Source organism: Mesonia sp. K4-1 (genome assembly GCF_008017825.1).
Lineage (GTDB): Bacteria > Bacteroidota > Bacteroidia > Flavobacteriales > Flavobacteriaceae > Mesonia.
The window spans coordinates 304501-331301 of record NZ_VRLS01000086.1 but is presented as its reverse complement, the minus strand read 5'-3'; the positions used below and the strand labels follow the sequence as shown (position 1 = coordinate 331301).

Genomic DNA, 26801 nt, shown 5'->3' with positions numbered 1-26801 from the left:
ATGAAAAAACAAACTTTACTACTCTTATTAATTACAAGCCTTAGTTTGTTCGCTTGCAACGACAAATATCCAGATTTGGAAGACGGTATGTACGCAGAATTTGTAACAAACCAAGGAACTTTTGTAGCCGAATTGTATTATGACAAAACTCCGCTTACGGTAGCTAACTTTGTAGCTTTAGCTGAAGGAAAACAAGATATGGCCGATACTACTTACAAAGGTAAAAAGTATTATAACGGTTTAACGTTTCACCGTATCATCAGCGGATTTATGATTCAAGGGGGAGATCCTGATGGAACTGGAGCTGGAGGACCTGGTTACAAGTTTCCAGATGAATTTGACGAAAGCTTAAAACACGAAAGCAAAGGAATACTTTCTATGGCTAATGCGGGACCTGGAACTAACGGAAGTCAGTTTTTCATTACCCTTGCTCCTACTAAGCATTTAGATAATAGACATACTGTTTTTGGTAAAATTGTTGTAGGACAAGACATCGTTGACTCTATAGGACAAGTAAAAACCCAAGCTGGAGATAAACCAGTAGATCCTGTAGTAATGAATGAAGTGAACATTGTTAGAAAAGGTAGTGATGCTCAGTCTTTCGATGCTCCAAAAGTATTTGACACGCAATTAAAAGAAGCTGAAAAAGCTGAGAAGATAGCTCAAGAAAAAGCTGAAGCGGAAAAAGCAAAAGCTAAAGAAGTAATTGATAACGAAATTAATAACATGTCTGAAGGTTATGCTAAAACTGAAAGCGGATTGCGTTATAAAATTACTAAAAGCAAAAAATCTGGTGCTACTCCAGAACGTGGACAAACAGTAAGAGTACATTATACAGGTATGTTAACAGATGGCACTAAATTTGATTCTTCTTATGATAGAGATCAGCCTTTAGTATTTCCTGTAGGCGTAGGAAAAGTTATTCCAGGTTGGGACGAAGGAATTCGTTTATTAAAAGTTGGTGAAAAAGCAAAGCTTATCATACCTCCTTACTTAGGATATGGAGAAAGAGGAAATGGTCCTATTCCTCCAAATTCTATTTTACTTTTTGATGTAGAATTAGTAGGGATTGGAGCTGAATAATCTCTAATTAGAATATAAAAAAAGCCTCATTTAAAAATGAGGCTTTTCCTTTTTCATAGCAATTTGGTTTTACCATTTTTCAATCTCGTCGCGCAATGCTTCTTTTGTCTTACCAGTTTTTTCTTGTAATCTACCTAACATTTCATCAAACTTCCCTTCAGAGTAAGTAGCATCATCGTCGGTTACTTTACCGTACTTCTGCTTAAAATCTCCTTTTACTTGGTTCCATTTTCCTTCTAATTCTTGATTGTTCATAACTTAAGTTTTTTCGTGGTTTATAATACAATAAATTTAAAGCTTAATCAATTCAGTTTGTCCCAACAAACTCCTATCATTATCTTAACAGTATGTTATTTAACAATTCTAAAGGAAAATTAGCTTATATTTTATTTTTTACCACCCTCTTTCTTCTAACCAGTTGTGCCTCTTTACCACCAAGTAAAACCCCTTCCCTAAAGCTTCAACTTTTAGATGAGTATATTATACCTGCAGATTCTCAATTAGAAAATACCGCAATAGGAGGTCTATCAGGCATTCAACAGAATAATAATGCGTATTATTTAATTAGCGACGACCCTCAAACTCCAAGAATTTACGAAGCACATTTATTTACTTCCGCTAAGCAAATTGATAGTCTTAGTTTTAATGAGGTAATTTTATTAGATAAAAATAATCCACTACTTCGTAAGGTATTTTTAGACACAGAAGATTTGATTATCCATCCCACAAATAAGGAGTATATAATAGTTAGCGAAGGAAATATTGATAATAAGAAAGATCCTTCAATTATTCAGTTTAATGAGAAAGGAAAATTTGTAAGAAAATATGAAATTCCGTCTCACTTTACAGCCAATAGTTCTTCACGACCAAGAAATAATGGAGTTTTTGAAGCAATTACAGTAAGTACAGATCAAAAAGGATTTTGGGTAGCTAATGAACTTCCTTTAAAAGCCGATGGTCCTAAGCCTAAACTTTACCAAACAAAATCTCTAGTACGATTTACTTATTATGATTTTGAAAATACAAAACCTCAACAACAATTTTCTTATCCACTAGGAAGAATAAAAAAAATACCTAATGTTCCTTTTTCTCTTAATGGTTTAACCAGCATAATGGCATTAGCAAAAAATAGGGTTTTGGTATTAGAAAGAGCTTTTTCTGCCGGTAAAGGAAAAAAGTCTCATCGTGTGGTCATTTATGAATATGTGTTACATCATAATACTAACACTTTAGAAAAAGAATCGCTTAGAAAACTACGAAAGCAACACGTAGAAAAGAATCTAGTTTTAGATTTAGATGATATTAGAGATCAACTCCCTAGTAAAAGTATTGACAATTTAGAAGGTTTTTGTTACGGTCCTACTTTAGAAAACGGAAATAAAACTTTACTTTTAATCGCAGATAATAACTTTAATAGTTTTATGCCACAACTCAATCAGCTTTTGTGGTTCGAGATTATAAAAAAATAGCGTTATGAAATATTCATTTATTCTTTTACTTACTCTCTTTTTTGCTTGTAAAGAGCAAAAACCTTCTTCAACTAAAGAAGCTAATATCGCTTCCGCGGAAGCAAAAGAAAGCGCAACTCAAACCATATACTATTTCATAAGACACGCAGAAAAAGACCGCTCTACGGATTCTAAAGATCCCTCATTAACCGAAAAAGGACAGCAAAGAGCCGAAAATTGGGCTAAAGTATTAAAGGACAAAAATATTGATTTAGTGTACAGTAGCGATTTTAAGCGTACGATACAAACTGCCACTCCTACGGCAAATCTATTCTCGCAAGAGGTTAAATTATATCCTGTAGAAAAATTGAATGATATTAATTTTCAGAAAGAAACTCAAGGAAAGACGGTTTTAGTAGTAGGCCACAGCGATACAACTCCAAAATTCGTCAACCTTATTTTAGGTGAAACAAAGTATAAAGATATTAATGACAATAACAATAGTAACCTTTATAAAGTCGTAGTTTCAAAAAACGGAAAGAAAAAAAGTAAGTTAACTCGGCATCCGCTTTAATTACACTTTTCTTTACCTAATACCACTTGAATATCTTCGTTAATGATCTCTGACACTTTTTTAAGGTTATCATTTTCATAAGCCTTATCTAAATCTTTCACATTTAGATTAGCTTCTTTGGGAGCATAGTTTTCATAATCTACAAAGCGAATTCCGTTAATGATTCTAGGATTAATTGCTTTTCTAAAACGCATTCCTCCTCCATTAACTTCAAAAGAGTAAGCTAGATAATCTATGGTATTTTTCTCTTGGTTAACCCAATACATATAGACATCATCATGGTCGTCCCCTCCTCCTTCTTCAGTAAACTGTACTTTTATTTTATAATATGCAGTGTGATTGATTTTCACTGTATCTAAATAAGTTTTTTTAACAGCAGGGTCATTTAAACCAAAGGGAAGTTGAGCAAAATAATGAACAGAGTTTACAGCATTACTATATTTATTTGATAAAGAATCTGGCAGATTTTGTTTTTTTCGATTCACAAATCTTTCAAAACCCATATTAGAAACTACATCTTTTATCGTGTCGCCAGTTTTACTAATTTGATTCCTTTGAAGTTCGTACATTCCACAATTACGAACACTTACGTATTCTTTTCCGCGAAAGCGAAATTCTATAGCCGAAGTCTCATACTTTTCTCCTCCTGCTTGCTCTATTACTTTGTTCAAAACGCTTTGAGCTTTAGATACACTTTCTTCTGTAAGTTCTTTATTCTCTACTTTCTCTTTGACAGGAGACTCTTTAGTTTCATTTTTACAAGCTATCAATACAATAAAAAAAATGAAAATATATGCGTATTTCATGGAGTGTTTAATTTTATTGCAAATATACACAACTTCGTTATAGGGGTAATTTTAAGTCGTTAAAGTTGTAACAATTTTAATTTTAAGAGGTCTTTAAGTCAATAGCGTATGTTTATTTAAAAAAAGCTTCCTATTTTAGCGATTGCTATGAGTAAAAACAACATCAATATAAAAAATAGGAAAGCTAAGTTTCAATACGAAATTCTCGATAAGTTTACTGCCGGGATTAAATTAGCGGGTACCGAAATTAAGTCTATAAGAGCTGGGAAAGCAGGAATTGCCGAAAGCTTTTGTGAATTTCATAACGGGGAGTTATTTGTGATTAATATGCATGTAGAAGAGTATTCTCACGCCACGCATTTTAACCACGCTCCTAAAAGTGAACGCAAATTACTACTTAATAAGAATGAATTACGAAAGTTAGAAAAGCAAGTGACCTCAACGGGTTTAACTATTATTCCACTTCGTCTATTTATTAACGATAGAGGTTTTGCAAAACTATCTATTGCACTTTGTAAGGGTAAGAAAACGCACGACAAACGAGAAACGATTAAGGACAGAGAAAGTAAACGACGCTTAGATCGAATTAAAAAAGAGTATAACTAAACACCTATTCTTCTTGAAAAAACTTTTACTCCTAGCCTTCTTATTTATTTCATTTTCTGGATTTTCTCAACTCGTAGGTAAAGTTACCGATGAAGCCGGCGAAATTATTCCCTACGTAAATATTTACATTAAAGACACCTACAAAGGGACTACAACTAACAATGAAGGAAATTATATGCTCGATTATGAGCAAACTGGAAAAACCACCCTTGTTTTTCAGTTTTTAGGGTTTAAAACCTTAGAAAAAGAAGTAAATATTACCAATTTTCCATTCGTATTAAATGTTTCCTTAGCGGAAGAATCTACAAGCTTAGATGAAGTAATTCTTAAATCGGGAGAAAACCCGGCCCTTCGCGTTATTAAAAAAGCGATTGAATACAGAGAAGAAAATCTAGCCAAAACCGAAGCTTATACTGCAGATTTCTACTCTCGCGGACTTTGGAAAATACAAAATGCGCCCGAAAAAATTCTCGGAGCAGAAGTTGGGGATCTTGGTGGTGGATTAGATTCTACCCGTAGCGGAATTGTTTATTTATCGGAAACGATCTCTAAAATCAAATTTAAAGCGCCAGATAAATTTCACGAAAAAATAGTGGCTTCTAAAGTCAGTGGTGACGATAACGGCTTTAGCTTAAATAGCGCCCGCGAAGCCAATTTCAATTTTTATAACAATACAATAGAACTCAATACAGAAATCGTTTCTCCTATCGCTGATTATGCTTTTAATTATTACGATTATCAATTAGATGGTGTTTTTTATGATGAGCTAGGCAACCTCATCAATAAAGTAAAAATTACCCCTAAACGTAAAAACGATCGTATCTTTTCTGGTTTTATCTATATAATTGAAGACGATTGGGAGATTTACGGCGTAGATTTAAACACTACCGGAAAAGCGATGCAAATTACCCCGATAGATACGTTAAGTTTTAAACAAAATTTTAAGTACAACAAAAATGACCAGTTATGGGTGAAAATTTCTCAAACCGTAGATTTCACATGGGGGATTTTCGGTATCACTGGCGATGGTCGTTTTACTGCTGTTTATAGTAACCACAACTTTAGTCCGCAGTTTGATGAAGATTCTTTTAGCCGAGAGATTATGAGTTTTGAAGGAGAAGCTAATAAAAAAGACTCTCTATTTTGGCAAGGCATTCGTCCTATTCCGTTAACCGATGAAGAACTGAACGATTATGTAAGGAAAGACAGTATTCAAGAGCGTAAAAACTCTAAAGTATATAAAGATTCTATTGACGGCGTAAGAAACAAGTTTTCAATTACCGATCCGCTTTTTGGTTACAGTTATCAAAATTCTCATAAAAATTATCGTTTTAGCATTAGTGGTCCTGTAAACGGATTGCATTATAACACCGTTCAAGGATGGAGCGTAAATTTAGACCTTAACTTTACCAAAAGAAACGAAGAAGAAAACACGTATTGGAACTTGTTTAGCGACATGAGTTATGGAGTAAGCGACGAGCGTTACCGAGTTAGTGGTGGCTTTACAAGCTTACTCAACAATAAATCTAAAGCTTATATTAGTATTAGTGGAGGGATAAAAGCGACTCAAATTAACGACACCGATCCTTTGCCACTGTATGTTAACGATGTCGCTAATATTTTGTTTGAGCGTAATTATTTAAAACTTTATGACAAGCTATTTGCTGAAGCAACGTATTCTGAAGAGTTATTTAATGGTTTCCGTTTCTATTCCGCTTTAAGCGCAGAAAAAAGGAGTCCGCTTTTTAATACCACCGATCATGTTTTTGTAAATAATGATAATGGAGGTTATACTTCTAACAATCCATTGGCTCCGCAAGCTTTTGGTGCTGCCTCTTTTGAAGAGCATACGATTGCCAAATTAAAGCTGAATGCCAGAATCAATTTTGGTCAAGAATATTATAATTACCCCGACGGAAAGTATAATGTAACCAATGATGATTATCCTACGCTTTGGTTAGGATACGAAAAAGGTTTTGCATCAGATATTAAACAATATAATTTTGATTTGATAAAAATTTCGGCGAGCCAAACTTTGAGTTTACAAAACAAAGGAGAGTTGAGTTATAATTTGAGAGCAGGAAAATTCTTTGATGCCGATGAAATTTCTCTAGTAGATTTTCAACACTTCCGTGGAAATCAAACCAGGATTAACTTAGATAATGCCTTAGCAAAATTTAATTTACTTCCCTACTATTCTCATAGCACCAATGATGATTATGCAGAAGCTCACTTAGAACATAACTTTAACGGTTGGATTTTAGGAAAAATACCTGGCGTTAACCAACTCAATTTTAATATGATCGTTGGTACACATTCTTTAATCACTAACGAAAATAAGCCTTATACCGAGTTTAGCATAGGTATCGATAATTTAGGAATTGGTAAGTTTAGATTTTTACGGGTAGATTATGTAAAACCTTACCAAGGAGGTTGGCAAAACGGAGCTTTTATGTTTGGACTTAGTTTTTAATCATTATAAGACTTTCTTTTGAAGATGCAATTAGCTAAATAATCTTTATTTTTGTAAAAATGTATTACTTATGAATTATATGGAAATAGTCGTAATCATATTTAATATTTTAATTTGCATTCCTACCTTGGCTTCGGTCACAAAATTGGACTATTGGTGGGTACGAGGGTTCGATTTCCCTAGAATTCAGATTTCAGCTCTTATTGTTATCAATATAATTCTTGCCTTATTTGCTTATTCATTTACCAAGTGGTGGCATCCTATACTACTCATTTTACTTTTTCTTAATTTAGTATACCAATGTTGGCTCATATTACCATATACTATATTCTGGAAAAAGCAGGTAATAAAATACAGCGGAGAAGAAAACGATAATCAAATAAGTATTTTAGTAAGCAACGTACTCACAACAAATAGAGACTACAACAAATTGATTAATTTAATAAAATCTCGTAATCCCGATGTCTTCTTAACCTTAGAATCGGATAAAAAATGGGAGAAAGCATTAAGCATTTTTGATGAAGAATACCCACATTCTGTAAAAATACCATTAGATAATTTATATGGAATGCACCTATACTCTAAACTGGTTTTAAAAGATATTGAGGTAAAATATTTAATTAAAGATGATATTCCTTCTATACACGGGAAGATAGAATTATCTAATGGCAAAGAAGCTAATATTCATTGCTTACACCCTAGACCTCCTAGTCCTACCGAAAGTAAAACTTCTACCAATAGAGATGCAGAATTACTTTTAATGGGTAAAGAAATTGATAAAGATGCTGAATTAACATTAGTATTTGGCGATCTTAATGATGTGGCTTGGTCTAGGACTACAAAACTGTTTCAAAAAATAAGTGGCTTAATGGACCCTCGTCGCGGAAGAGGTTTTTTTAATACCTATAATGCAGATTATCTTTTACTGCGCTGGCCCTTAGACCATATTTTTCATACAAGTGATTTTACCCTTGTAGAAATGGCAAGAGAAAAAAATATTGGATCAGATCATTTTCCCATGTATGCAAAACTTAACTATACGCCCAGAGCTGAATGGAAACAGCAAGATTTAAAATCTTCAAAAGATGAAGAAGATTGGGCCAGTGAAAAAATTGAAAAAGGCAAGAAGAAGAACAAAAAATCTTAATCTCATTTAAAACCCTTCGTAAAATCAGCTAAATTATAATTTCTTGCCCTACAAATAGAGTCTTATAAAACTTACCTATAATGCCAGGTAAAGCATTACACACGAGCAATTTGACAAAAATGTCATAAAAGTGTCACCTAAACAACGTTATCAAATGGGAACTTTCATAATTAATTTTGGAGAAATATTTAAACAGAACTAATTATGAAAGAAATTGGAAAAAAAATTAAAGAAGTCAGAAAAAGAAAAGGCTTATCCCAGGAAGAATTAGCCGATTGTGCGAAAATAAGTTTAAGAACAGTTCAACGAATAGAAAATAATGAAAGTCAGCCTCACGGAAAAACTCTACATTAAATTTGTGATGTTCTTGAAATAAATGCAGAAGATCTTTTAGATTATGGTAAAAAAGAAGATAAAAGCTATCTTGTTATTTTTCATCTTTCGGTATTTGCTTTTTTAGCAATTCCTTTAGGAAATATTATTCTCCCAGTAATTTTGTGGCTCAATAAAAAGAATGAAGTTATTGGGTTAAAGAGTATTGGTGCTAACCTATTAAATTTTCAGATTGTTTGGTCGGTAATTTTCTTTGCTAATATTTTTGTTTTCACCTTTTTGAAAATTATGCATTATGGCTATAGTCAATATATATTTTTGGTATTTATTGGTCTTTACCTTATAAATATTGCTTTACCCATCGTATTCGCAGTTAAAAGCAATAAAGGAAAAACTGATGATCTTTACCCAAATATCATAAGACTAATCAAATAGCTGAGTGTATTAATTTTTATCTTCAAATAATTCGACTTAAAGACCTTAATGAGATGATTGGCAAAACGAAGGTTGTATTTAATATTAGCCGTTAAGCGATCTAAACTTCCTAAGTCTTTCTCCTTTAAAGGATGCAAAACAACTGATACCTTCGCTATAAATTTTTGTTATACACTCTTCAAATGATTTTTCAATATCTATAGAATCAGAAAAAAATATTGGGTAATTTTTTTTTAGCTTTTTTTCCCTACCCTCAAGTAATTGAAAAACTTCTTTAAATGAATAAACATCCAAATTGTGCATAAATTGATTCCTAACTTCCATAAAAATTTCTAATTTCAATTTATCAGTTTTTGTAATTGATCCACTATCTAAAAGTAAGTTCAATTTTTGATTAAATGATAAAGAGGAACTTTTATTACCAAGGCTTTTACTGTTTTCAGGATCATTTATACCCAGAATGAAAGCTAAAGAATAGCTCGCAGTTTTTTCAAGCCTGAGAGAACTTTTTAATACTTTTAATTTAATCCTATTTGAATATTCTCCCATAGTATAGTATTTAATTAATTTTTATCTTCTAACAAGGGTACGAATCTAAATTCACCAAATTCTTTTTTCTCAAATTCCTTAGCAGATTTACGTATAAAAAGTGTCATCACCTGGCTATCGGTTCCAACGGGAATTACCAATCTACCTCCTATTTTTAATTGTGCTAATAATGGGTTAGGTACATAAGGAGCGCCAGCCGTAACAATGGCTTTATCAAAAGGCTTATATAAAGGCAAACCTTTGTAGCCGTCACCAAACGTAAGGTACTTAGGACGATATCCCAATTTGCTAAGAAAGAGTTTGGTTTTTTTATAAAGTTCTTGCTGACGTTCGATGCTGTAAACTTTAGCACCGAGTTCACATAATACGGCTGTTTGATATCCGCTTCCTGTCCCTATTTCTAGAATTTCATCGCCTTTCTCTACTTCTAGCAATTCACTTTGAAAAGCTACCGTATAAGGTTGCGAAATGGTTTGATCGGCAGCAATGGGAAAAGCCTTGTCTTGGTATGCATGATCTTCAAAAGAACTATCCATAAACAAGTGTCTTGGTATTTTATTAATAGCCGATAAGACCTTTTTATCTGTAATTCCTTTTTCTTTAAGAATCTCAACCAAATGTTGTCTTTTTCCTTGATGTCTAAAAGTATCTTTCAATGCGCCAAATTTTGCATAAAAATAGCCAAAAATCTCTTGAATTCTTGGCTATAAATCAAAGAAAATCTCTTTTAAAACTAAGGTTTTTCTAACCTCTTAATTTTTAATAAGTTTTTGAATCCCCGTACCTTTTGAGGTTTCCATCTTTACAAAATATATCCCTGCAGGAATTTGAGAAACATCATAAGTATTTTGGTTTTGAAATTTCAAAACTTCTTTTCCGTTAAGAGAATAAACCATTAAACTTTTAATTTCTTCTTGCGTTTTTAATTGAAAATATTCGGTTGTTGGGTTAGGAAATAACTGAATTTCAATTTCATTAAACCTTGATGCACTTAAACTACAATCATTAGAAAAGTTTATTGGTCCGTAAACCGTCCAATTACTATAAATACCTTGCCCATTTTCAGCTTGCGTAGAATTTGTAACTTGAACACAAACATCAATAGATTCTCCTGTCCAGGGATCGTAATCACCTGCAATCATAAATAGATTCCATAAATACTGATCACTACCTTTCAAAACTATTCTTTCAAGCATCCAGTTCCCTCCTGCTTCCAGTCTTGTTAAATTAGGATTGTTGTTTAGGATAACTTCAGGAACATTCAATGTTATCAAATCCCCATGACCATTAAAATAAAACTCCTCTAATTGAGTTAAAGCAGATAAATCCAAAGGTGGACCAGGTGAATACCCTAAATTGGTATATAAGCCTACCTCGCTTAAATTTAATATTTTAAGAGATGTAAAAGCTTGAATCCCGCTAATATTTTGCACAAAATAATAACCTCCGTTATATGGAGACAAATCTAAACTAGTAACACTCGCAACATCACTCGTTAGTACTTGTCCATTAATGGTTTGGTCAGAGTCTATTCCCAAATCGATTAAGGCTTGTTCAAAACCTTGGTCGGGAATGCTGGTGGTTTGCGCAGAAATGGAAGTCGTTAAAATTCCGACAAGAAAAAGTAAAATTGTCCTCATAAAGCTAGTTTTTAATCAATTTTTGAATTCTCGTACCAATTAAAGTTTCAATCTTTACAAAATATATCCCCGCAGGAAGTTGAGAAACATCATAAGCGTTTTGGTTTTGAAACTTTAGGACTTCTTTTCCGCTAAGGGAATACACTTTAATCCCCTTAACTTTTTCTTTGGTCTTAAACTGAAACTGTTGCGCAGTAGGATTGGGAAATAGTTGAACGTCAACTTTATTAGAACTAAATGTCTTTAGGTTACAATTTTCTGAATAATTTACATAACCGTTCACCTGCCAGTTGCTATAGTTTCCCTGCTGGTTATTGGCCTGAGAAGAACTAGTTACTTCAACACAAACATAATGCGTATAATCATCTGCTGAATAGTTATCATAATAACCTAAATACAAATCTAAATCGGTAATATTTACATCTCCACCTTTTAAGGATACTTTATTTAAAGGGTAGTTATCTATAGCAGAGATAAGGTTCAAATTGGGATTATTGTTTAATATTACTTCAGAAACACTATTTGTAATCATATCACCTTGACCTCCAAAATAAAATTCTTCTAAATTTGTTAAGCTAGATAAATCTAAAAGTGTATTGTAATAGAATAAACCTGCATCAGACAAGTTTAAAGTTTTAAGACTTACAAAACCTTCTATTCCATCTATATTAGAAATATTTCCCATTCCCGCTATAGAAGATAAATCCAAACTCGTGACACTTGCGACATCGCTAGTTAGTACTTGCCCATTAATAGTCTGATCTGAATCTATTCCTAAATCAATTAAGGCTTGCTCAAAACCTTGGTCAGGAATGCTGGTGGTTTGCGCGGAAACACCTAAAGAACATAAAATAAAGAGTAGTTTAATTGTTAATTTCACGATCATTAATTTTTAATCAATTTTTGAATTCCCGTACCATTCAAGGTTTCCATCTTTACAAAATATATTCCTGCAGGAAGTTGAGAAACATCATAAGTATTTTGGTTTTGAAATTTCAAAATTTCTTTTCCGTTAAGGGAATAAACCGTTAAACTTTTAATTTCTTCATTCGTTTTTAATTGAAAATGTTCAGTTGCTGGGTTGGGAAACAATTGAACGTCTATTTTATTAAAAGCTTCACTGCTTAAAGTACACGTCTCTGAATAATGGTAAGCTCCTTGAGCTGTCCAGTTAGCATAAGTACCTTGTTGGTTATTGGCTTGACTAGCATTAGTTACCTCTACACAAACGGAAGGCCTAGTCCCTGGTCCAAAATAATCATCTCCTAAGTAAAGATCTAGATTGTTTATTGCTAGGTCTCCTCCTTTTAAACGTACAATTTCCAAAGCGTGACCAACCGCCTCTATCAAATTTAAATTCGGGTTGTTATCCACAATCAGAATCTGAATATAAGGACCACTAAATTCACTAGTTTCCATATTAAGTTCTTCTAAGTTTGTTAAATTAGATAAATCTAAAATTCTAGGAGGGTCTTCTAACTCCACACCATGAAGAACCGCACCTATACTAGTATTTGAAATATCTAATACTTCAAGGTTTACAAAATCTTCAATCCCATCAATTTTATATATATAAAATGTGCCTGTATTCTGCATCCAATCGGATAAATCTAAACTCGTAACACTAGCGACGTCGCTAGTTAATACTTGCCCATTAAGGGTTTGGTCAGAATCTATACCCAAATCAATTAAGGCTTGCTCAAAACCTTGGTCGGGAATGCTGGTGGTTTGCGCGGAAATGGAAGTCGTTAAAATTCCAACAAGAAAAAGTAAAATTGTCCTCATAAAGCTAGATTTTTGGTTCTTTAAATTTACTAAAAATTTATTGATTTAAAATAAATAGTTAAATATCAAGTAGAAACATGTATTTACTAAATTTAATACCACTTCTGTAAAAGAAATACTATTTTTGTGAAAAACCAGACCATATGCTTAATGTTGGAGTTATAGGGGCAGGACATTTAGGAAAAATTCACCTGCGTTTATTAAATCAATCAGAACACTATAATTTAATTGGCTTTTACGATAGTAATCCCGATTATGCACAAAAAATTTCTCAAGAATTTGGATACACTGTTTTCAATTCTATAGAAGAACTTATTGCGCAAGCAGATGTGATTGATATTGTTACTCCTACCCTTTCTCACTTCGAAACAGCAAAAAAAGTGATCGAGGCTGGTAAACATGTGTTTATAGAAAAGCCCATTACCAATACGGTTGAAGAAGCAGAAGATTTGGTAAAGCTTGCAAAAAAGCACCAAGTAAAGGGTCAAGTAGGTCATGTGGAGCGTTTTAATCCTGCTTTCCAAGCGGTGTCGTATATGATTGATGAGCCTATGTTTATTGAAGCTCACCGTCTAGCGGAATTTAACCCACGTGGGACTGATGTTCCCGTTGTTTTAGATTTAATGATTCATGATATTGATGCTATTCTTAGCGTTGTAAAATCTGATGTAAAGAAAATTAATGCCAGCGGAGTTTCTGTGATTAGTGAAACCCCAGATATTTGTAACGCTCGTATCGAATTTGAAAACGGATGTGTGGCTAACCTTACAGCTAGTAGAATTTCATTAAAGCAAATGCGTAAAGCACGTTTCTTTCAGCGAGATGCTTATATTTCTGTAGACTTTTTAGAAAAGAATTGTGAAGTAGTGAAAATGAAAGAAGCTCCAGAAAACCCCGGAGATTTTGATATGATTCTCCAAAATGCTGAAGGCATTAAAAAGCAAATTTATTTTGATAATCCAGACGTAGAAGAAAATAACGCCATTCTAGATGAGCTAGAAACTTTTGCCGATGCGATTAATAATAATACCACCCCAAAAGTTACTTTAGAGCAAGGAACAAAAGCTTTACAAGTAGCTAAACAAGTTATTGAAAGTTTTTCTAATTAAAATATATACAATCACATGAAAAATATTGCTGTTATTGGAGCAGGAACTATGGGAAACGGAATTGCCCATACCTTTGCACAATTTGGTTATAAAGTTAATTTAATAGATATTTCTGAAGATAGCCTTTCTAAAGGTGTAGCCACCATTACTAAAAATTTGGATAGAATGGTAGCCAAAGAAAAAATCAGCGAAAGCGATAAAAGCAACACCTTAGAGAATATTACTAAGCATACTTCTTTAGAAGAAGGTGTAAAAAATGTTGAACTTGTAGTTGAAGCCGCTACAGAGAATGAAAAACTTAAACTTCAGATTTTTGAAGATCTAGAGAAATTTTGTGCTGCCAATACGATTTTAGCTTCTAATACAAGCTCTATTTCTATTACCAAAATTGCTTCGGTAACCAAAAGAGCAGATAAAGTTATTGGGATGCACTTTATGAATCCTGTACCTATTATGAAATTGGTCGAGATCATTAGAGGTTACAACACTTCAAATGAAACTACCGAGATTATTATGGATCTTTCTAAAGCTTTAAAAAAGGTTCCTACAGAGGTGAATGATTACCCTGGTTTTGTGGCGAATCGTATATTAATGCCCATGATTAATGAGTCTATTGAAACGCTTTACAATCAAGTTGCTGGTGTTGAAGAAATTGACACGGTAATGAAATTAGGAATGGCTCACCCAATGGGACCATTACAATTAGCCGATTTTATTGGTTTAGATGTTTGTTTAAGCATTTTGGAAGTGATGTACGATGGCTTTAAGAACCCTAAATATGCACCTTGCCCATTATTAGTAAATATGGTACAAGCAGGAAAACTAGGTGTAAAATCTGGTGAAGGTTTTTACGATTACTCGGAAAGCAGAAAAGCAGAACATGTATCGGCTCAATTCAAATAAAATTTTATGCCAAAAGTAACTCCTTTTAGAGCGGTAAGACCTACGCGAGATAAAGTAGGTCTTATCTCCTCTAGGCCTTATCATCATTACACTCAGGCCGAAAGGGAAGCGCGTCTAGACAACAATCCGTTTTCATTTTTACATATTGTAAATCCTGGTTATAAATACCACAAAGAAATTTCGGGTCCAGATCGTTATGAACTGGTAAAAAATAGATATCAAGAATTTAGGGAAGATCATATCTTTATTCAAGATGAAAAACCTAATTATTATATCTACCGCTTAATTGATAGCGAAAAACACGTTTTTACAGGAATTGTAGCCGCAACGAGCCTAGATAGTTATAAAAGCAATCTTATTAAGCGTCACGAAGAAACGATTGCACATCGTGAAGATGATTTTAAGGAGTATTTGGAGACTGTAGGATTTAACGCAGAACCTGTTTTATTAACTCATCCAGATAATTCCGCTTTAGCTGAAATTATTAAAGAAGTTACTCAAGACCGACCTGAATATGAGTTCACCACAACGTATAGAGATACTCATTATTTATGGACTTTAGATGATGAAATTTTACTGAAGAGAATTCAAGAAGAATTTAGTAGTATGGATCATCTTTATATTGCAGATGGCCATCATAGAAGTGCCTCTGCCTACCAACTTTATGAAGAATTAAGGAAAAATAATCCTCAACATACAGGGAATGAACCTTATAATTATTTTATGAGTTACATTATCCCTGAAAGCAATCTTAAGATTTTAGAATTTAATAGATTAATTAAAGACCTTAACGGATTATCTAAAGAAGAGTTCTTAATTAAATTAGATAACTCGTTTAGAATTCAGAATAGAAAAAGTACTTATTATAGGCCACTAGAGAAACATCAATTTAGCATGTACTTAGATGGTGAGTTTTATTCTTTACATTTAAGAAAGCTAAATTTTAAAATAGAAAATTCACTTTCTCATTTAGATGCACAAGTTTTATATAAAACTGTTTTAGAACCTATTTTAGGGATTAAAGACCCTAGAAATGATCAACGTTTAGATTACGCTCACGGAAAAAAAGGAATGCCTCACGTAAAAGGATTAGTAGATAGCGGCGCCTTTAAAGTTGGTTTTGGAATGGTTCCTGCAAGTGTAGAAGAAATGAAAAATATTGCGAATGAAGGTCTAACCATGCCACCAAAATCTACTTATATAGAACCTAAATTAAGAAGTGGAATTACCATTTATGAATATTAATTCTATGAGCAACATAAGTGATAAAATAAAAGAATATAGAGAAAGTTTGCCTAAAGATATTTGCTTAATAGCAGTTTCTAAAACCAAACCGAATGAAGATATTTTAGAAGCCTACCATGCAGGTCAGCGTATTTTTGGAGAAAACAAAATACAAGAAATGACAGATAAGCATGAAGCTCTTCCTAAAGATATTGAATGGCATATGATTGGTCATGTACAGACCAACAAAGTAAAATATATGGCACCATATGTAAGTCTAGTACATGCGGTTCATAAAATGAAGTTGCTTAAAGAAATTGAAAAAAGAGCAAAAGAAGAAAATCGCGTAATTGAATGTTTGCTTCAAATAAAAATAGCTGAAGAAGATAGTAAATATGGGATGGAAGCAGACGAAGCTTTAAAAATTTTAAATTCTGATGCCTACCAGCAAATGGAAAATGTGAAAATTGTTGGTTTGATGGGAATGGCAACCTTAACGGAAGATAAACAGAAGATAGCTAGTGAATTTGCTTATCTAAAAGAGAAAATGGATGAGTTTTCTAAAGATTTTCCTCAATTAACCACTCTATCTATGGGAATGAGTGGTGATTATCAACTTGCCATTGATAATGGAAGTAATATGGTGAGAATAGGAAGTTCTATATTTGGAAAACGGATTTATAATTAAAACAAAATTTATAGTTGTACGCAATTGTTGACATAGAAACCACGGGAGGTAAATATAATGAAGAAGGAACGACTGAGATTGCTATCTATAAATTTGATGGACACGAAATTGTAGATCAGTTTATAAGCCTTGTAAATCCAGAACGCCCTATACAACCCTTTGTGGTTGGTCTTACAGGAATTAACAATGACATGCTTCGTAATGCCCCTAAGTTTTATGAAGTGGCAAAGAGAATTATTGAAATTACTACAGATTGTGTACTCGTTGCCCACAATGCGAAGTTCGATTATAGAATTTTAAAGTTAGAATATAGACGATTAGGTTACACCTATGAGAGACAAACTATTTGCACCGTAGAGCTTTCTAAAAAGCTTATATTAGATCAACCTTCATATAGTTTAGGGAAACTTACAAAAAGTTTAGGAATTCCTATTACAGATAGACATCGAGCGAGCGGAGATGCACTGGCAACTGTTAAGTTGTTTCAATTATTACTGAATAAAGACTCCGAAAAGGAAATTATAAAAAAATCGGTTAGGAAAATACCCAAGAATCAATTAGATACGAAATTGATAAGGATTTTAGATGATGTTCCTTCTAGCACCGGAGTCTATTATATGCATAATGAAGAAGGTGAGATTATTTATATTGGAAAAAGTAGAAACATTCGAAAAAGATTAAATCAGCATTTTACAAACGAAAGTCACAAAGCTAAAAAAATGCGACACGATATTGCTGCCGTTTCTTATGAGCTTACAGGTAATGAACTTCTAGCATTGTTAAAAGAAAATGACGAAATCAAAAAGAATAAGCCCAAATACAATCGTGCTTTAAAGAAAGATATTTTTAATTATGCCGTTACCTCTTTTACAAATGAAGATGGTTATATAGAGCTAAAAATCATGAAATCTTCTCTAATAGAAAACCCTATAACTACATTTACCACTCTAAAACAAGCTAAAAATTTTATGGAAATGCTGACAGAGAATTATGGACTGTGTCAAAAATTTACAGGAATTTATAAAACTGATACGAGTTGTTTTAACTACTCTATAAAATCTTGTGATGGAGCTTGTATTTCAGAAGAATCTACTGTTTCTTATAATGAAAAAGTTGAAGAGGTTTTACAACGTTTTAGTTATCTCAATAAAAATATGGTACTTATTGATCGAGGGAGAGAAACTGGAGAGAAAAGTATTTTGCTTATTGAAGAAGGTAAATTTCAAGGTTTTGGATATGCAAATCTTAACCACCAAATTAATCATATAGATATTTTGAAAAATATTATTTCTCCTATGCAAAATAATAGAGATGCACAACATATTATACAAAGCTATATGAGAAGAAATAAAAATATAAAAGTTGTTGAGTATTAAGTTTTACTTTATATTACCTATAATCTTATAATCTAAAATTCTATTCATTGAATAAAAAAGAAAACTTTACCTGGCAAGAGAAGTTGCATGAAATAATTTATGAGGCAGATACGCCTACAGGAAAATTATTTGATGTCGTTTTACTTGTTTTTATTTTCTTGAGTGTCATCTTTGTTATGATTGAAAGTATAAAAGGTTTAGAACCTTGGATTTATGACTTTCTATTTTATGGAGAATGGGTAGTAACTATACTTTTTACTATTGAATATATTCTTAGAATCGTTTCTATAAAAAAGCCTTCTAATTATATTTTTAGTTTTTACGGAATTATAGATTTTCTATCTACCATACCTCTTTATCTTTCTCTCATTTTTGTAGGAAGTGGAGCCTTAGTTACTGTAAGAGCGTTAAGGCTTCTAAGAGTTTTTAGAATTTTAAAAATAAGTAGATATATTGGAGAAGGAAATAAACTAGCTAGTGCTTTAAAAGAAAGTAGAGCTAAAATTTTTGTCTTTCTCTTTGCTGTAGTTATTTTATCATTAATAGCTGGTACAGCTATGTATATTATTGAGGGTGAGCAAAGTGGATTCACAAGCATTCCTATTAGCATATATTGGTGTATTGTGACATTAACTACTGTTGGGTTTGGTGACATTCACCCTATAACTCCGCTAGGTCAATTTATTGCATCACTTATTATGATTTTAGGTTATGGTATTATAGCTGTTCCTACAGGAATTGTAAGTGCCGAATACTCTAAAAACTTTAAGAAAGAACCAAGAGTAAATACTCAATCTTGTTATAATTGTAACGAAAGTAAACACTTAGACGATGCCCATTATTGTCATAACTGCGGATATTCTTTAAATATTGAAAAATAAACCTTATTTAGTAAGTATTGTAGGACCAACTGCCATTGGGAAAACTGCAAAAAGTATTGCATTAGCAAAGCATTTTTCTTCTGAAATACTTTCAGCAGATTCTAGACAGTTTTACCAAGAAATGAATATTGGTACAGCGGTGCCTTCCTTGGAAGAATTAGCTGCAGCTCCTCATCATTTTATCCAACACATTTCTATACACGATAATTATTCTGTAGGAGATTTTGAAAAGCAATCTATTAATAAATTAAAAGATCTTTTTAAAAAACATAAAATTCTATTTTTAGTTGGCGGAAGTGGCTTATATATTGATGCTGTAAATAAAGGTTTAGACCACTTTCCTAAAGTGGATGCTGCAATTCGAGAGAGTTTAAACGAGAGATTAAATAAAGAAGGTATTGAACCACTTCAGCTTCAGCTAAAAGACCTAGATCCTCTTCACTATGAAAATGTAGCTATTTCTAATCCGCAAAGAGTAATTAGAGCTTTAGAAATTTGTTTAGGTACTGGGCAGCCTTATTCTAGTTTTTTAAATCATTCGAATAAAAAAAGAGACTTTAATATCATTAAAATAGGTTTAGATGCTCCTCGCCCATTAATTTATGAACGTATAGAAAAAAGGGTTGATCTCATGATCGAGGCCGGACTTATAGAGGAGGCTAGAAAATTATATCCTTTACGGAATTTAAACGCGTTAAATACTGTAGGTTATAAAGAATTATTTAATTACTTTGATGGAGAGTGGAGTCTAGAATTTGCAATAAGTGAAATTAAAAGGAATACTAGAAGATTTTCGAAAAGACAACTTACTTGGTTTAAAAAAGATGAAAACACAACTTGGTTTTCTTATGATAGTCCGCCTGAAAAAATAATTGAGTCTATAACACAAAAAATTTACTAGTAGCTAAATGCTACTAGTAAATTTTTGAAACTGAAGAGCTTTAAATTACAAATTTATTTGCTTTCCTCTTCTTTATTTCTAATCACAAGTCTAAATCCTTCCCCGTGAATATTTAAGATTTCTACATTCTCATCTTTCTTTAAGTACTTACGTAATTTTGCGATATATACGTCCATACTTCTAGATGTAAAGTAATTGTCATCTCTCCAAATCTTAGTTAATGCTAATTCTCTAGGCATTAAATCATTTTCATGCAAAGCTAACAACCTTAAAAGTTCATTTTCTTTTGGAGATAATTTAGATGGTTCTTCTTCTTTAAAAGTTAAAAATCTTAACTTAGAATTTAAGTGAAAACCACCTATTTGAAATTCAAATTGCTTACTATCTGCAATGCTGTCAGTAGCCTTACGTTGCATAATAGCTTTTATCTTCATAAGAAGTACTTCACTATCAAAAGGTTTATTTAAGTAATCATCTGCACCTACTTTATAACCTTTTAATACATCTTCTTTCATCGCTTTAGCGGTTAAGAAAATAATTGGCACTTCTTCATTTTTTTCTCTAATCTCTTTTGCTAATGTAAATCCGTCTTTATAAGGCATCATTACATCTAAGATACAAAGATCGAAATCGTCTTTTTTAAACTTTTCAAATCCTTCCATCCCATTTTTAGCGTGAGTAACATCATAGTCATTCATCGCTAAATAATCTTTAAGAACAATACCAAAGTTTGGATCGTCCTCTACTAATAAAATTTTCTTGCTTTCAGTTTCCATATATTTAAGATATTAATGGTAATTTAATTATAAATGTGCTTCCTTTTCCTTTTTCACTTTGAACACTCACTTCGCCGTGATGATCTGTAAGTATTTGTTTTACATAGGCTAAACCTAAACCATGACCTTTTACGTCATGTACGTCACCTGTATGTTCTCTAAAAAACTTTTCAAAAACTTTTTTCTGAACAACCTTGCTCATTCCCTTTCCTTGATCTCTAATTTTTAAAATAACATAGTTTTTTACATTTTCTGTATAGATATCAATTTTGGGTTTCCCATCAGAATATTTTACAGCGTTATCTAATATGTTGACGATAACATTGGTAAAATGAGATTCATTAGCTAGAATAGAACATTTCAAGGCACCAAAGTGTGTTTTAACATACCCGTCTCTATCATCTACAATTAACTCTATATGTGTAATTGCATCTTCAACTAATTCGTGTAGCTTTAATCTTTCTTTCTTAATATTGAGTTCGTTCTTTTCTAATTTTGAAATTCGAAGAACATTCTCTACTTGCGCATGCATTCTTCTGTTTTCTTCTCTTATCATCCTCATATAACGTTGTACTTTTTCTGGATCTGAAGAAATTTTTGGATTTTTAACCGAATCTAAAGCCAAATTAATAGTAGCAATTGGCGTTTTAAATTCGTGAGTCATATTATTAATAAAATCGGTCTTAATTTGGGAGATTTGTCTTTGTTTAATTAGTTGCGAGAGTGCACTAAAATATGCTATAATAATTATAAGTGTAAAAACGATACTTAATGTTGCCATAAAAGCAATAGAAGACAACACCTCTTTTTTCTTCCCAGTAAAATTGATAAAAAGTCTATAATTGGTATTATCTGATTTAAATATAGGAATGCCATATGTAGCGGGAGAATTTAGCACAAAATCTTCAGTCTTTATTTTTGTTGCTAAAGCATCACTGTATATTCCTATTTCAAAATTAGACTCAATATCTCTAGTCTTTAATTCTGACAAAACCAAGTTTTTTATAAGAGTGGTATCAACTCTTTTATAAATAGGAAGTTCTGCAGCTTTTTCTTTTATAGCTTCTAATAAGAGAAATTTTTCATTGTCTTCTAACCTAGAAATTCGTTCAAATTTTTCTTGTGCTGAAAGTTGTTCTGAACCATCAATTTCATCATTTCTAACGATTCTGGTTACTTTTCGGTTAACTAGTTTTTTAAAATCTATACTATCTTTCTCTTCACTTAAAAAGGAAGATGAGAGTTTATAGTCTTCTTGTAAAACACTATTAGAGTAAAAAAATGTTTCGTTGGTAAGCTGATCTTGTTTAATTTGAAATAGCTCACTAAGCCTTGCACTACTAGGTTTAGCTGAATCTGCTAGGATAGCATATTGAACATAATATTTATCAATTTCTTGACTTTCAATATCTTCTACTACATTGATAAGAATTTGTTTTGCATTAAATGAAAATTGCTCTTCATTTGTTTCTACCGTATTTTTAATCCAGTAACCTTGAACAAAAATGATTCCTATTAATGATAAGCTCATCAAAAGAATAAGAAATAAGAATACTTTCTTTTTCATGTCCCCAAAAGTAAGATTTTAACATTTAGAGATAAACTGGTTTAACCAAATGTTAACATATGGATTTCTTAAGCGGTAGCAAGGCTTAAGAGCTTAGTGTGAAGTAGATAAATTTGTGACTTTGTATCTTCTAAATCAATATTTTCAATTATAAAATTTGCAAGTTTTTCTTTCTTAGAATCATCCCATTGATTCTTCATTCTATTTCTCACCTCTTGCTCAGTAGATTCATCTCTATTTAGAACTCGTTTCACTTTTATATCTTCAGGAGCCGTAACTAAGATTGTATAGTCAAATTTGCTTTGAGCATTATTTTCAAAAATGATAGCAGCCTCATAAATAACATAAGATTGATCTTGATTAGCTACCCAAACTTTAAAATGTTTATCAACTTCTGGGTGAACAATATTGTTAAGCTTTTGAAGCAATTCTTTATCCTTAAATACTTTGGATGAAATGAATTTTCTATTCAATTCATTATTTAAGTAAGATTTTTCTCCAAACCAAGAAATCAAAGCCTTCTTAATGCTTGCAGAAGTATTCATTATTTTCTTCGCTTCAACATCGGCAATATAAATTGGTACTCCTAATTCTTTAAAGAAATTTGCTACTGTAGTTTTACCGCTACCAATTCCTCCTGTAAGCCCTATAATTTTCATCTTTCATCTTTTTAAAACAAATTGAACTTTATTTATATTCAATCTTGTTGCAGTTACATTACTAGGCTTCTTTTTTATTTTAGGAATTAGAAAGTTTTGATTTTCACTTAAATCATTAAAATCACAAATTACTAAAAAATCATTTTTAGAAACTTCTTCAAAGCTATCAAGACTAACTGTATATATAACTATAACCTCTTTCGGAAATATACTTACTGTAGCATCTTCTGGAGCATTCAAGATTTCAATAGGAATATTTAATCTTCCTTCCGTAAACTTTTTAGCTTTTAGTTGATAAGCTATCTCATTTTGGTAATAAGTTACATTAGAGTACTCAGCTGTGTCAATTTTTACCTTTCCATTTTGATTGGAACTTACTTCCTTTAAAGTTATCTTTTGAGTAGAAATAAATTTAATAGAGTCTAAAATCTTTTTGGCACCACTTATTTTGATTGAATCAGGTTGTATCTCCAGTTTTTCATCTGAGTTATATCCTGGAGCATAACTCACATCTATAATTGGAACAACAGGAATTTTCTTTGTTTCCTTTTGAATAAATGGAATATTTATTTTTTTAGTAATAAAATGAACTTTGTCAAAATTTACTCGAAGTTTTGATAAAATTTCTGTCTCCTGAGTTTCTGTTAGAAAAGTGATATTATTTTCCGTAACGGACAGATCTTCCAATGAACTAATTATCTTAGGATTTCTTATGGATAACCAAGCTAGACCAAAGCCGTTTTCTGTCACTCTAATTTTAATAGTCCCCTTGGTTTTATTTACTATTTTATCTTTAGGAATTTCTGTAAACTGAATAGGAACTGAGATTTCTTTGGTATAGGTTTTAGAAAACTGAATAAGTAACCAAATCAGTAAAGCAAAAATAAAGAAAAAAAAGAATGCTTTAAAATTGGTCTTTTTAAAGGTAGTTCTATTTAAACGTTGTACTTGCTCTTTAAACATTATTCAAAAAATAATTCGGGGAAAACCTTTTTTGGATTTCTCTTTAGTAATCTAATATAGTAGGTAGATTTTAAAAAGCCAATCCCATAACCATAAAACTGTATTAAAACTGTCATTATAGATAAAAAACCTATGTATATACTTTTATTCTCAATACTTGAAAAGAAAAATATTAAAAATAAATAACTAAATATCAATAAAATAGGAAGATACAAATTCATCAATACCAAAATTGATGAGAATAGAACTGAAAAAATAAAACAAGTTGGAAACCAAAAAGCTATACTTGATGTTTCTGGATGCCAAGATGTTAATATAGGCCTTACTTTACCAAATTTATTAACTTGAATATAAAATTTACTCCAATCAATTCTCCGCTTATGGTAAACAAATGCCTTTTCAATAAAACCAGTTTTGAAACCTTTGTTTTTAATTCTTATTGCTAAATCGGGATCTTCACCTGGATGGATTTTCCCAAATCCTTTAGTAGCTAAAAAAGCTTTTTTAGAAATCCCCATATTGAAACTTCTTGGCTCATATTCTTTGACTGATTTATTTTTACCACGTATTCCACCAGTAGTCAAAAAGGATGTCATTACAAAGTTAATTGCTTTTTGAGTAGAAGAAAATGATTGATGGGCAGCATCTGGCCCCCCAAAACAATCTACATAAGTATTGTTTAAATAATCATCAACTTGTTTTAAATAGTCCTTTGGTAATATTACATCGCTATCTAAAATGATAAAAAACTCACCTTTTGCCTTACTCATTCCGTGATTTCTAGAATCTCCAGGGCCTGAATTCTCCTTTTCAAAATAAGATATATCTAAACGATCAATGAATTTTTCTACGATGGGTTTAGAAGATAAAGTAGACCCATCTTCTACTAAAACTATTTCAAAAGGAATTTTAGTTGTGAAAGTAGCAAAAGATTTTAGTAGTTCTTCCACTTCTTCTGGCCTATTATAAACAGGGATAACAAATGAGTAATTAATATTCATTTGGCTAAAATACACAAACAAAAAATCCCAAGAGAAATTATCTTGGGACTTTTTATTTAATGTAGTATATCTAAATTATTTTTTTATCACTTTATAGGTTTTAGAATCACCATTAATTTCTACTTGAAGCAAATAAACTCCTGAATTTAATTGAGCTAGATTAACTACAGTATTTAGGCTATTAGGGATTGACTGTTCAACTTTCTTCCCTAGCATATCATAAAGTGTTAACTTCTCAATTTGATAATTTGATTTTAAATTGATTATAGAATTCGTAGGATTTGGATAAAAACTAAAACCAGCAAAATTTTGAATTCCAACTGATAATTTATCTGTCGTAAAAGTGGTTGGTCCTAATAATTTGCTAAGACTACCGTCACATACAGCAAATACATATGCATCATAAGTACTTTCTTCCTTTAAACCACTTATTTCTATTCCTAATATTCCGTCATTATCAAAAACTGATGTCCCCTCACTTGTAGGATCAAAATTTGTTGGTCCATAAACAACTTGCCATTCAGTTGCTGTACCATTCTCTACCCAGGTTACGGTAGCAGATTTATCTGTAATATTATTTACTTGGATATCTGATGGTAAAGAACATACTGGGGAGGAAGTGATATTAATATCAAAAGCTCCTTCATCATTATCCATAAATCCACTAAAATCTCCTACGTTAATATAATAAGTTTCTCCGATGACAGATGTAAAGGCAACTTCTTCAGTATCATTAGAAGAGTCAGAAAAATCTATACAAGTAAAATTACCACAACTTCCCGTATAAATTCCTAATTCTGAATCCCACACAGAAGTTTCAGTTACAGTAACGGTAATTTCTTCTCCATTTCCGCTAACGGTATACCATACTCCATCATTCATTCCTGATTCGCAATTAGCAATAAAACCATCATTATTGGTAGCTCCATATACGTCTTGAGAATTGGTATAAGGTAATGGAAAAGCATCAAATGCATCTATACAAGCATCATTGACAGGGACATCAAAGGTTGTAAATTGAAATTCTGAACACGATGATTCTCCTAAATTATTATAGGGAATTATAGAAACATAATAAGTTACTCCTTGCAAGAGTGAACCTGCATTGTAAAAAGTATCTCCTCCTTCAATTAGTGCTTGATTAACCACATCTGTTCCTCCTGAAGTTGTACCTATATTGAGTTTATAAGCTACTACTCCTCCCGTAGCAGGACTCCAAGTAATTAAACCGGTTGTAGAAGCATTGGCCTGTCCATCGGTGGGTGAAGTCATGACTATATCACAATTAGGAGTTGATGTAACCGTCTGAACAGCTGAGATATTATCTAAATACACATAGAAATCTCCTGATAGCCAATGTGAAGTAAATCTTAACTGAAAATCTGAGCCTGATGGAATATCCGCAGCAGGAATTGTGAGATTGATTGTATTACAACTAGAGCTGGTAATATGGTTATTATCATCAATGGTCATTAAATTTATCCAAGTTGTACCTTGATCTAAAGTATATTCTACATCTAAACTACCCCAACCAGGTTGGGTCGCATTAATAGGTATTCCTGATGACACATAATCTACAATTTTATAATCAAAACTTATATCCATCGTTGTACCACTAGATAAATCATCTATCGGAGGTGAATATAACTTTCCACTAATACTATTGACCCATACATTGTCTCTAGCACTGTTACCTCCACAAGCACCTGTTGGGGTAATTGCAAAAGCCCCGTCATCACTCCATCCATCTGTATATGAAGTAGACGAGTTAAAGTTTTGGCTTGTATTTATTTGAGCATTTACAAACAACGTAGCAACCAAAACAAGTAAAATAGAAAAAGTAATTTTTCTCATAACTCTTTTGTTTTAAAAAA

Annotated in this window: 28 protein-coding genes; 15 read left to right on the top strand and 13 right to left on the bottom strand. The window is 32.0% G+C overall.

The genetic code is table 11. From position 1 onward, the window contains the following. Positions 1-1083 (top strand): peptidylprolyl isomerase, encoded by a 1083-nt coding sequence (locus FT986_RS13760; RefSeq protein WP_147865547.1) that lies wholly within the window; start codon positions 1-3, stop codon positions 1081-1083. Between the two features lie 69 nt (positions 1084-1152). Here the strand turns inward: FT986_RS13760 and FT986_RS13755 are convergent, their stop codons facing one another. Then, the gene (locus tag FT986_RS13755; protein ID WP_111541053.1) at positions 1153-1338 is read right to left on the bottom strand and encodes a CsbD family protein; all 186 of its coding nucleotides are present in this window, start codon (positions 1336-1338) and stop codon (positions 1153-1155) included. A 92-nt stretch (positions 1339-1430) separates the two neighbouring features. Between FT986_RS13755 and FT986_RS13750 the strand changes: the two genes are divergently transcribed. Together FT986_RS13750 and FT986_RS13745 are read left to right on the top strand one after the other, a co-directional pair. Beyond that, positions 1431-2552, top strand: a complete 1122-nt coding sequence (locus tag FT986_RS13750) for an esterase-like activity of phytase family protein (RefSeq protein ID WP_147865546.1) — start codon at positions 1431-1433, stop codon at positions 2550-2552. A 4-nt stretch (positions 2553-2556) separates the two neighbouring features. Further along, entirely contained in the window at positions 2557-3105 is a 549-nt protein-coding gene (locus tag FT986_RS13745) for a phosphoglycerate mutase family protein (protein ID WP_147865545.1), read from the top strand. Here FT986_RS13745 and FT986_RS13740 read toward each other — a convergent pair. Further along, the gene (locus FT986_RS13740) at positions 3102-3911 is read right to left on the bottom strand and encodes a DUF6503 family protein (RefSeq protein ID WP_147865544.1); all 810 of its coding nucleotides are present in this window, start codon (positions 3909-3911) and stop codon (positions 3102-3104) included. The genes FT986_RS13745 and FT986_RS13740 overlap by 4 nt on opposite strands. 147 nt (positions 3912-4058) lie before the next feature. Between FT986_RS13740 and smpB the strand changes: the two genes are divergently transcribed. The 5 genes from smpB (at position 4059) to FT986_RS13720 (ending at position 8905) form a co-directional block, all read left to right on the top strand. After that, positions 4059-4517, top strand: coding sequence for an SsrA-binding protein SmpB (gene smpB, locus FT986_RS13735; RefSeq protein WP_111541050.1), 459 nt, complete (start codon positions 4059-4061; stop codon positions 4515-4517). A gap of 13 nt (positions 4518-4530) precedes the next feature. Continuing rightward, a complete protein-coding gene (locus tag FT986_RS13730) occupies positions 4531-6990 on the top strand; it encodes a DUF5686 and carboxypeptidase regulatory-like domain-containing protein (protein ID WP_147865543.1) in 2460 nt (819 codons plus the stop codon). Positions 6991-7060: 70 nt separating this feature from the next. Further along, the gene (locus FT986_RS13725; protein ID WP_147865542.1) at positions 7061-8137 is read left to right on the top strand and encodes an endonuclease/exonuclease/phosphatase family protein; all 1077 of its coding nucleotides are present in this window, start codon (positions 7061-7063) and stop codon (positions 8135-8137) included. A gap of 204 nt (positions 8138-8341) precedes the next feature. Continuing rightward, on the top strand, positions 8342-8491 hold the full coding sequence (locus FT986_RS16230; RefSeq protein WP_255505980.1) for a helix-turn-helix domain-containing protein: 150 nt from the start codon (positions 8342-8344) through the stop codon (positions 8489-8491). Next, positions 8492-8905 carry a DUF4870 domain-containing protein gene (locus tag FT986_RS13720; protein ID WP_370451187.1) on the top strand — a complete coding sequence of 138 codons (414 nt, stop codon included), beginning with the start codon at positions 8492-8494 and terminating at the stop codon, positions 8903-8905. It begins immediately after the preceding gene. An 84-nt stretch (positions 8906-8989) separates the two neighbouring features. Here the strand turns inward: FT986_RS13720 and FT986_RS13715 are convergent, their stop codons facing one another. The 5 genes from FT986_RS13715 to FT986_RS13695 all read right to left on the bottom strand — a co-directional run bounded on the left by FT986_RS13715 (position 8990) and on the right by FT986_RS13695 (position 12879). Next, positions 8990-9454 carry a hypothetical protein gene (locus FT986_RS13715; RefSeq protein ID WP_147865541.1) on the bottom strand — a complete coding sequence of 155 codons (465 nt, stop codon included), beginning with the start codon at positions 9452-9454 and terminating at the stop codon, positions 8990-8992. A gap of 14 nt (positions 9455-9468) precedes the next feature. Further along, positions 9469-10110 (bottom strand): protein-L-isoaspartate(D-aspartate) O-methyltransferase, encoded by a 642-nt coding sequence (locus tag FT986_RS13710; protein WP_147865540.1) that lies wholly within the window; start codon positions 10108-10110, stop codon positions 9469-9471. Positions 10111-10206: 96 nt separating this feature from the next. Beyond that, positions 10207-11094: a T9SS type A sorting domain-containing protein gene (locus tag FT986_RS13705; protein ID WP_147865539.1), complete on the bottom strand. Its 888-nt coding sequence runs from the start codon at positions 11092-11094 to the stop codon at positions 10207-10209. A gap of 4 nt (positions 11095-11098) precedes the next feature. After that, positions 11099-11974 carry a T9SS type A sorting domain-containing protein gene (locus tag FT986_RS13700; protein ID WP_187248640.1) on the bottom strand — a complete coding sequence of 292 codons (876 nt, stop codon included), beginning with the start codon at positions 11972-11974 and terminating at the stop codon, positions 11099-11101. A gap of 5 nt (positions 11975-11979) precedes the next feature. Continuing rightward, complete coding sequence (locus FT986_RS13695) at positions 11980-12879, bottom strand: T9SS type A sorting domain-containing protein (protein WP_147865537.1); 900 nt, start codon at positions 12877-12879, stop codon at positions 11980-11982. Between the two features lie 143 nt (positions 12880-13022). Here FT986_RS13695 and FT986_RS13690 point away from each other — a divergent pair, with 143 nt between their 5' ends. The 7 genes from FT986_RS13690 to miaA are packed head-to-tail and all read left to right on the top strand — an operon-like array spanning position 13023 to position 19961. Next, positions 13023-13988, top strand: coding sequence for a Gfo/Idh/MocA family protein (locus FT986_RS13690; protein WP_147865536.1), 966 nt, complete (start codon positions 13023-13025; stop codon positions 13986-13988). Positions 13989-14003: 15 nt separating this feature from the next. After that, complete coding sequence (locus tag FT986_RS13685) at positions 14004-14891, top strand: 3-hydroxyacyl-CoA dehydrogenase family protein (protein ID WP_147865535.1); 888 nt, start codon at positions 14004-14006, stop codon at positions 14889-14891. A 6-nt stretch (positions 14892-14897) separates the two neighbouring features. After that, positions 14898-16136 (top strand): DUF1015 domain-containing protein, encoded by a 1239-nt coding sequence (locus FT986_RS13680; RefSeq protein WP_147865534.1) that lies wholly within the window; start codon positions 14898-14900, stop codon positions 16134-16136. Between the two features lie 4 nt (positions 16137-16140). Continuing rightward, positions 16141-16803: a YggS family pyridoxal phosphate-dependent enzyme gene (locus FT986_RS13675; protein WP_147865533.1), complete on the top strand. Its 663-nt coding sequence runs from the start codon at positions 16141-16143 to the stop codon at positions 16801-16803. Between the two features lie 14 nt (positions 16804-16817). Beyond that, positions 16818-18179, top strand: coding sequence for an exonuclease domain-containing protein (locus tag FT986_RS13670; protein ID WP_147865532.1), 1362 nt, complete (start codon positions 16818-16820; stop codon positions 18177-18179). A gap of 47 nt (positions 18180-18226) precedes the next feature. Next, positions 18227-19060 carry an ion transporter gene (locus tag FT986_RS13665; protein ID WP_147865531.1) on the top strand — a complete coding sequence of 278 codons (834 nt, stop codon included), beginning with the start codon at positions 18227-18229 and terminating at the stop codon, positions 19058-19060. Then, positions 19050-19961, top strand: coding sequence for a tRNA (adenosine(37)-N6)-dimethylallyltransferase MiaA (gene miaA / locus FT986_RS13660; protein WP_255505979.1), 912 nt, complete (start codon positions 19050-19052; stop codon positions 19959-19961). Before FT986_RS13665 ends, miaA begins: the two co-directional genes overlap by 11 nt. Positions 19962-20014: 53 nt before the next feature. Here the strand turns inward: miaA and FT986_RS13655 are convergent, their stop codons facing one another. From FT986_RS13655 to FT986_RS13630, 6 genes are all read right to left on the bottom strand, one after another. Beyond that, the gene (locus FT986_RS13655) at positions 20015-20737 is read right to left on the bottom strand and encodes a response regulator transcription factor (protein WP_111541038.1); all 723 of its coding nucleotides are present in this window, start codon (positions 20735-20737) and stop codon (positions 20015-20017) included. 4 nt (positions 20738-20741) lie between these two features. After that, on the bottom strand, positions 20742-22304 hold the full coding sequence (locus tag FT986_RS13650) for a sensor histidine kinase KdpD (protein ID WP_147865529.1): 1563 nt from the start codon (positions 22302-22304) through the stop codon (positions 20742-20744). Between the two features lie 68 nt (positions 22305-22372). After that, complete coding sequence (gene coaE, locus FT986_RS13645) at positions 22373-22963, bottom strand: dephospho-CoA kinase (RefSeq protein WP_147865528.1); 591 nt, start codon at positions 22961-22963, stop codon at positions 22373-22375. A gap of 3 nt (positions 22964-22966) precedes the next feature. After that, positions 22967-23926 (bottom strand): YbbR-like domain-containing protein, encoded by a 960-nt coding sequence (locus FT986_RS13640; protein ID WP_147865527.1) that lies wholly within the window; start codon positions 23924-23926, stop codon positions 22967-22969. Then, positions 23926-24927: a glycosyltransferase family 2 protein gene (locus FT986_RS13635; RefSeq protein WP_147865526.1), complete on the bottom strand. Its 1002-nt coding sequence runs from the start codon at positions 24925-24927 to the stop codon at positions 23926-23928. Before FT986_RS13635 ends, FT986_RS13640 begins: the two co-directional genes overlap by 1 nt. Positions 24928-25002: 75 nt before the next feature. Continuing rightward, positions 25003-26781: a T9SS type A sorting domain-containing protein gene (locus FT986_RS13630; protein ID WP_147865525.1), complete on the bottom strand. Its 1779-nt coding sequence runs from the start codon at positions 26779-26781 to the stop codon at positions 25003-25005. Positions 26782-26801 lie beyond the last annotated feature (20 nt).

What these genes read in the sequence shown, in the direction of transcription:
- FT986_RS13755 (WP_111541053.1), bottom strand. Translation starts at nt 1,338, where the DNA reads ATGAACAATCAAGAATTAGAAGGAAAATGGAACCAAGTAAAAGGAGAT.
- FT986_RS13745 (WP_147865545.1), top strand. Translation starts at nt 2,557, where the DNA reads ATGAAATATTCATTTATTCTTTTACTTACTCTCTTTTTTGCTTGTAAA.
- FT986_RS13655 (WP_111541038.1), bottom strand. Translation starts at nt 20,737, where the DNA reads ATGGAAACTGAAAGCAAGAAAATTTTATTAGTAGAGGACGATCCAAAC.
- FT986_RS13725 (WP_147865542.1), top strand. Translation starts at nt 7,061, where the DNA reads ATGAATTATATGGAAATAGTCGTAATCATATTTAATATTTTAATTTGC.
- FT986_RS13635 (WP_147865526.1), bottom strand. Translation starts at nt 24,927, where the DNA reads ATGAATATTAATTACTCATTTGTTATCCCTGTTTATAATAGGCCAGAA.
- FT986_RS13640 (WP_147865527.1), bottom strand. Translation starts at nt 23,926, where the DNA reads ATGTTTAAAGAGCAAGTACAACGTTTAAATAGAACTACCTTTAAAAAG.
- FT986_RS13690 (WP_147865536.1), top strand. Translation starts at nt 13,023, where the DNA reads ATGCTTAATGTTGGAGTTATAGGGGCAGGACATTTAGGAAAAATTCAC.
- coaE (WP_147865528.1), bottom strand. Translation starts at nt 22,963, where the DNA reads ATGAAAATTATAGGGCTTACAGGAGGAATTGGTAGCGGTAAAACTACA.
- FT986_RS13685 (WP_147865535.1), top strand. Translation starts at nt 14,004, where the DNA reads ATGAAAAATATTGCTGTTATTGGAGCAGGAACTATGGGAAACGGAATT.
- FT986_RS13705 (WP_147865539.1), bottom strand. Translation starts at nt 11,094, where the DNA reads ATGAGGACAATTTTACTTTTTCTTGTCGGAATTTTAACGACTTCCATT.
- FT986_RS13650 (WP_147865529.1), bottom strand. Translation starts at nt 22,304, where the DNA reads ATGAAAAAGAAAGTATTCTTATTTCTTATTCTTTTGATGAGCTTATCA.
- smpB (WP_111541050.1), top strand. Translation starts at nt 4,059, where the DNA reads ATGAGTAAAAACAACATCAATATAAAAAATAGGAAAGCTAAGTTTCAA.
- FT986_RS13750 (WP_147865546.1), top strand. Translation starts at nt 1,431, where the DNA reads ATGTTATTTAACAATTCTAAAGGAAAATTAGCTTATATTTTATTTTTT.
- FT986_RS13675 (WP_147865533.1), top strand. Translation starts at nt 16,141, where the DNA reads ATGAGCAACATAAGTGATAAAATAAAAGAATATAGAGAAAGTTTGCCT.
- FT986_RS13715 (WP_147865541.1), bottom strand. Translation starts at nt 9,454, where the DNA reads ATGGGAGAATATTCAAATAGGATTAAATTAAAAGTATTAAAAAGTTCT.
- FT986_RS13760 (WP_147865547.1), top strand. Translation starts at nt 1, where the DNA reads ATGAAAAAACAAACTTTACTACTCTTATTAATTACAAGCCTTAGTTTG.
- FT986_RS13630 (WP_147865525.1), bottom strand. Translation starts at nt 26,781, where the DNA reads ATGAGAAAAATTACTTTTTCTATTTTACTTGTTTTGGTTGCTACGTTG.
- FT986_RS13740 (WP_147865544.1), bottom strand. Translation starts at nt 3,911, where the DNA reads ATGAAATACGCATATATTTTCATTTTTTTTATTGTATTGATAGCTTGT.
- FT986_RS13695 (WP_147865537.1), bottom strand. Translation starts at nt 12,879, where the DNA reads ATGAGGACAATTTTACTTTTTCTTGTTGGAATTTTAACGACTTCCATT.
- FT986_RS16230 (WP_255505980.1), top strand. Translation starts at nt 8,342, where the DNA reads ATGAAAGAAATTGGAAAAAAAATTAAAGAAGTCAGAAAAAGAAAAGGC.
- FT986_RS13680 (WP_147865534.1), top strand. Translation starts at nt 14,898, where the DNA reads ATGCCAAAAGTAACTCCTTTTAGAGCGGTAAGACCTACGCGAGATAAA.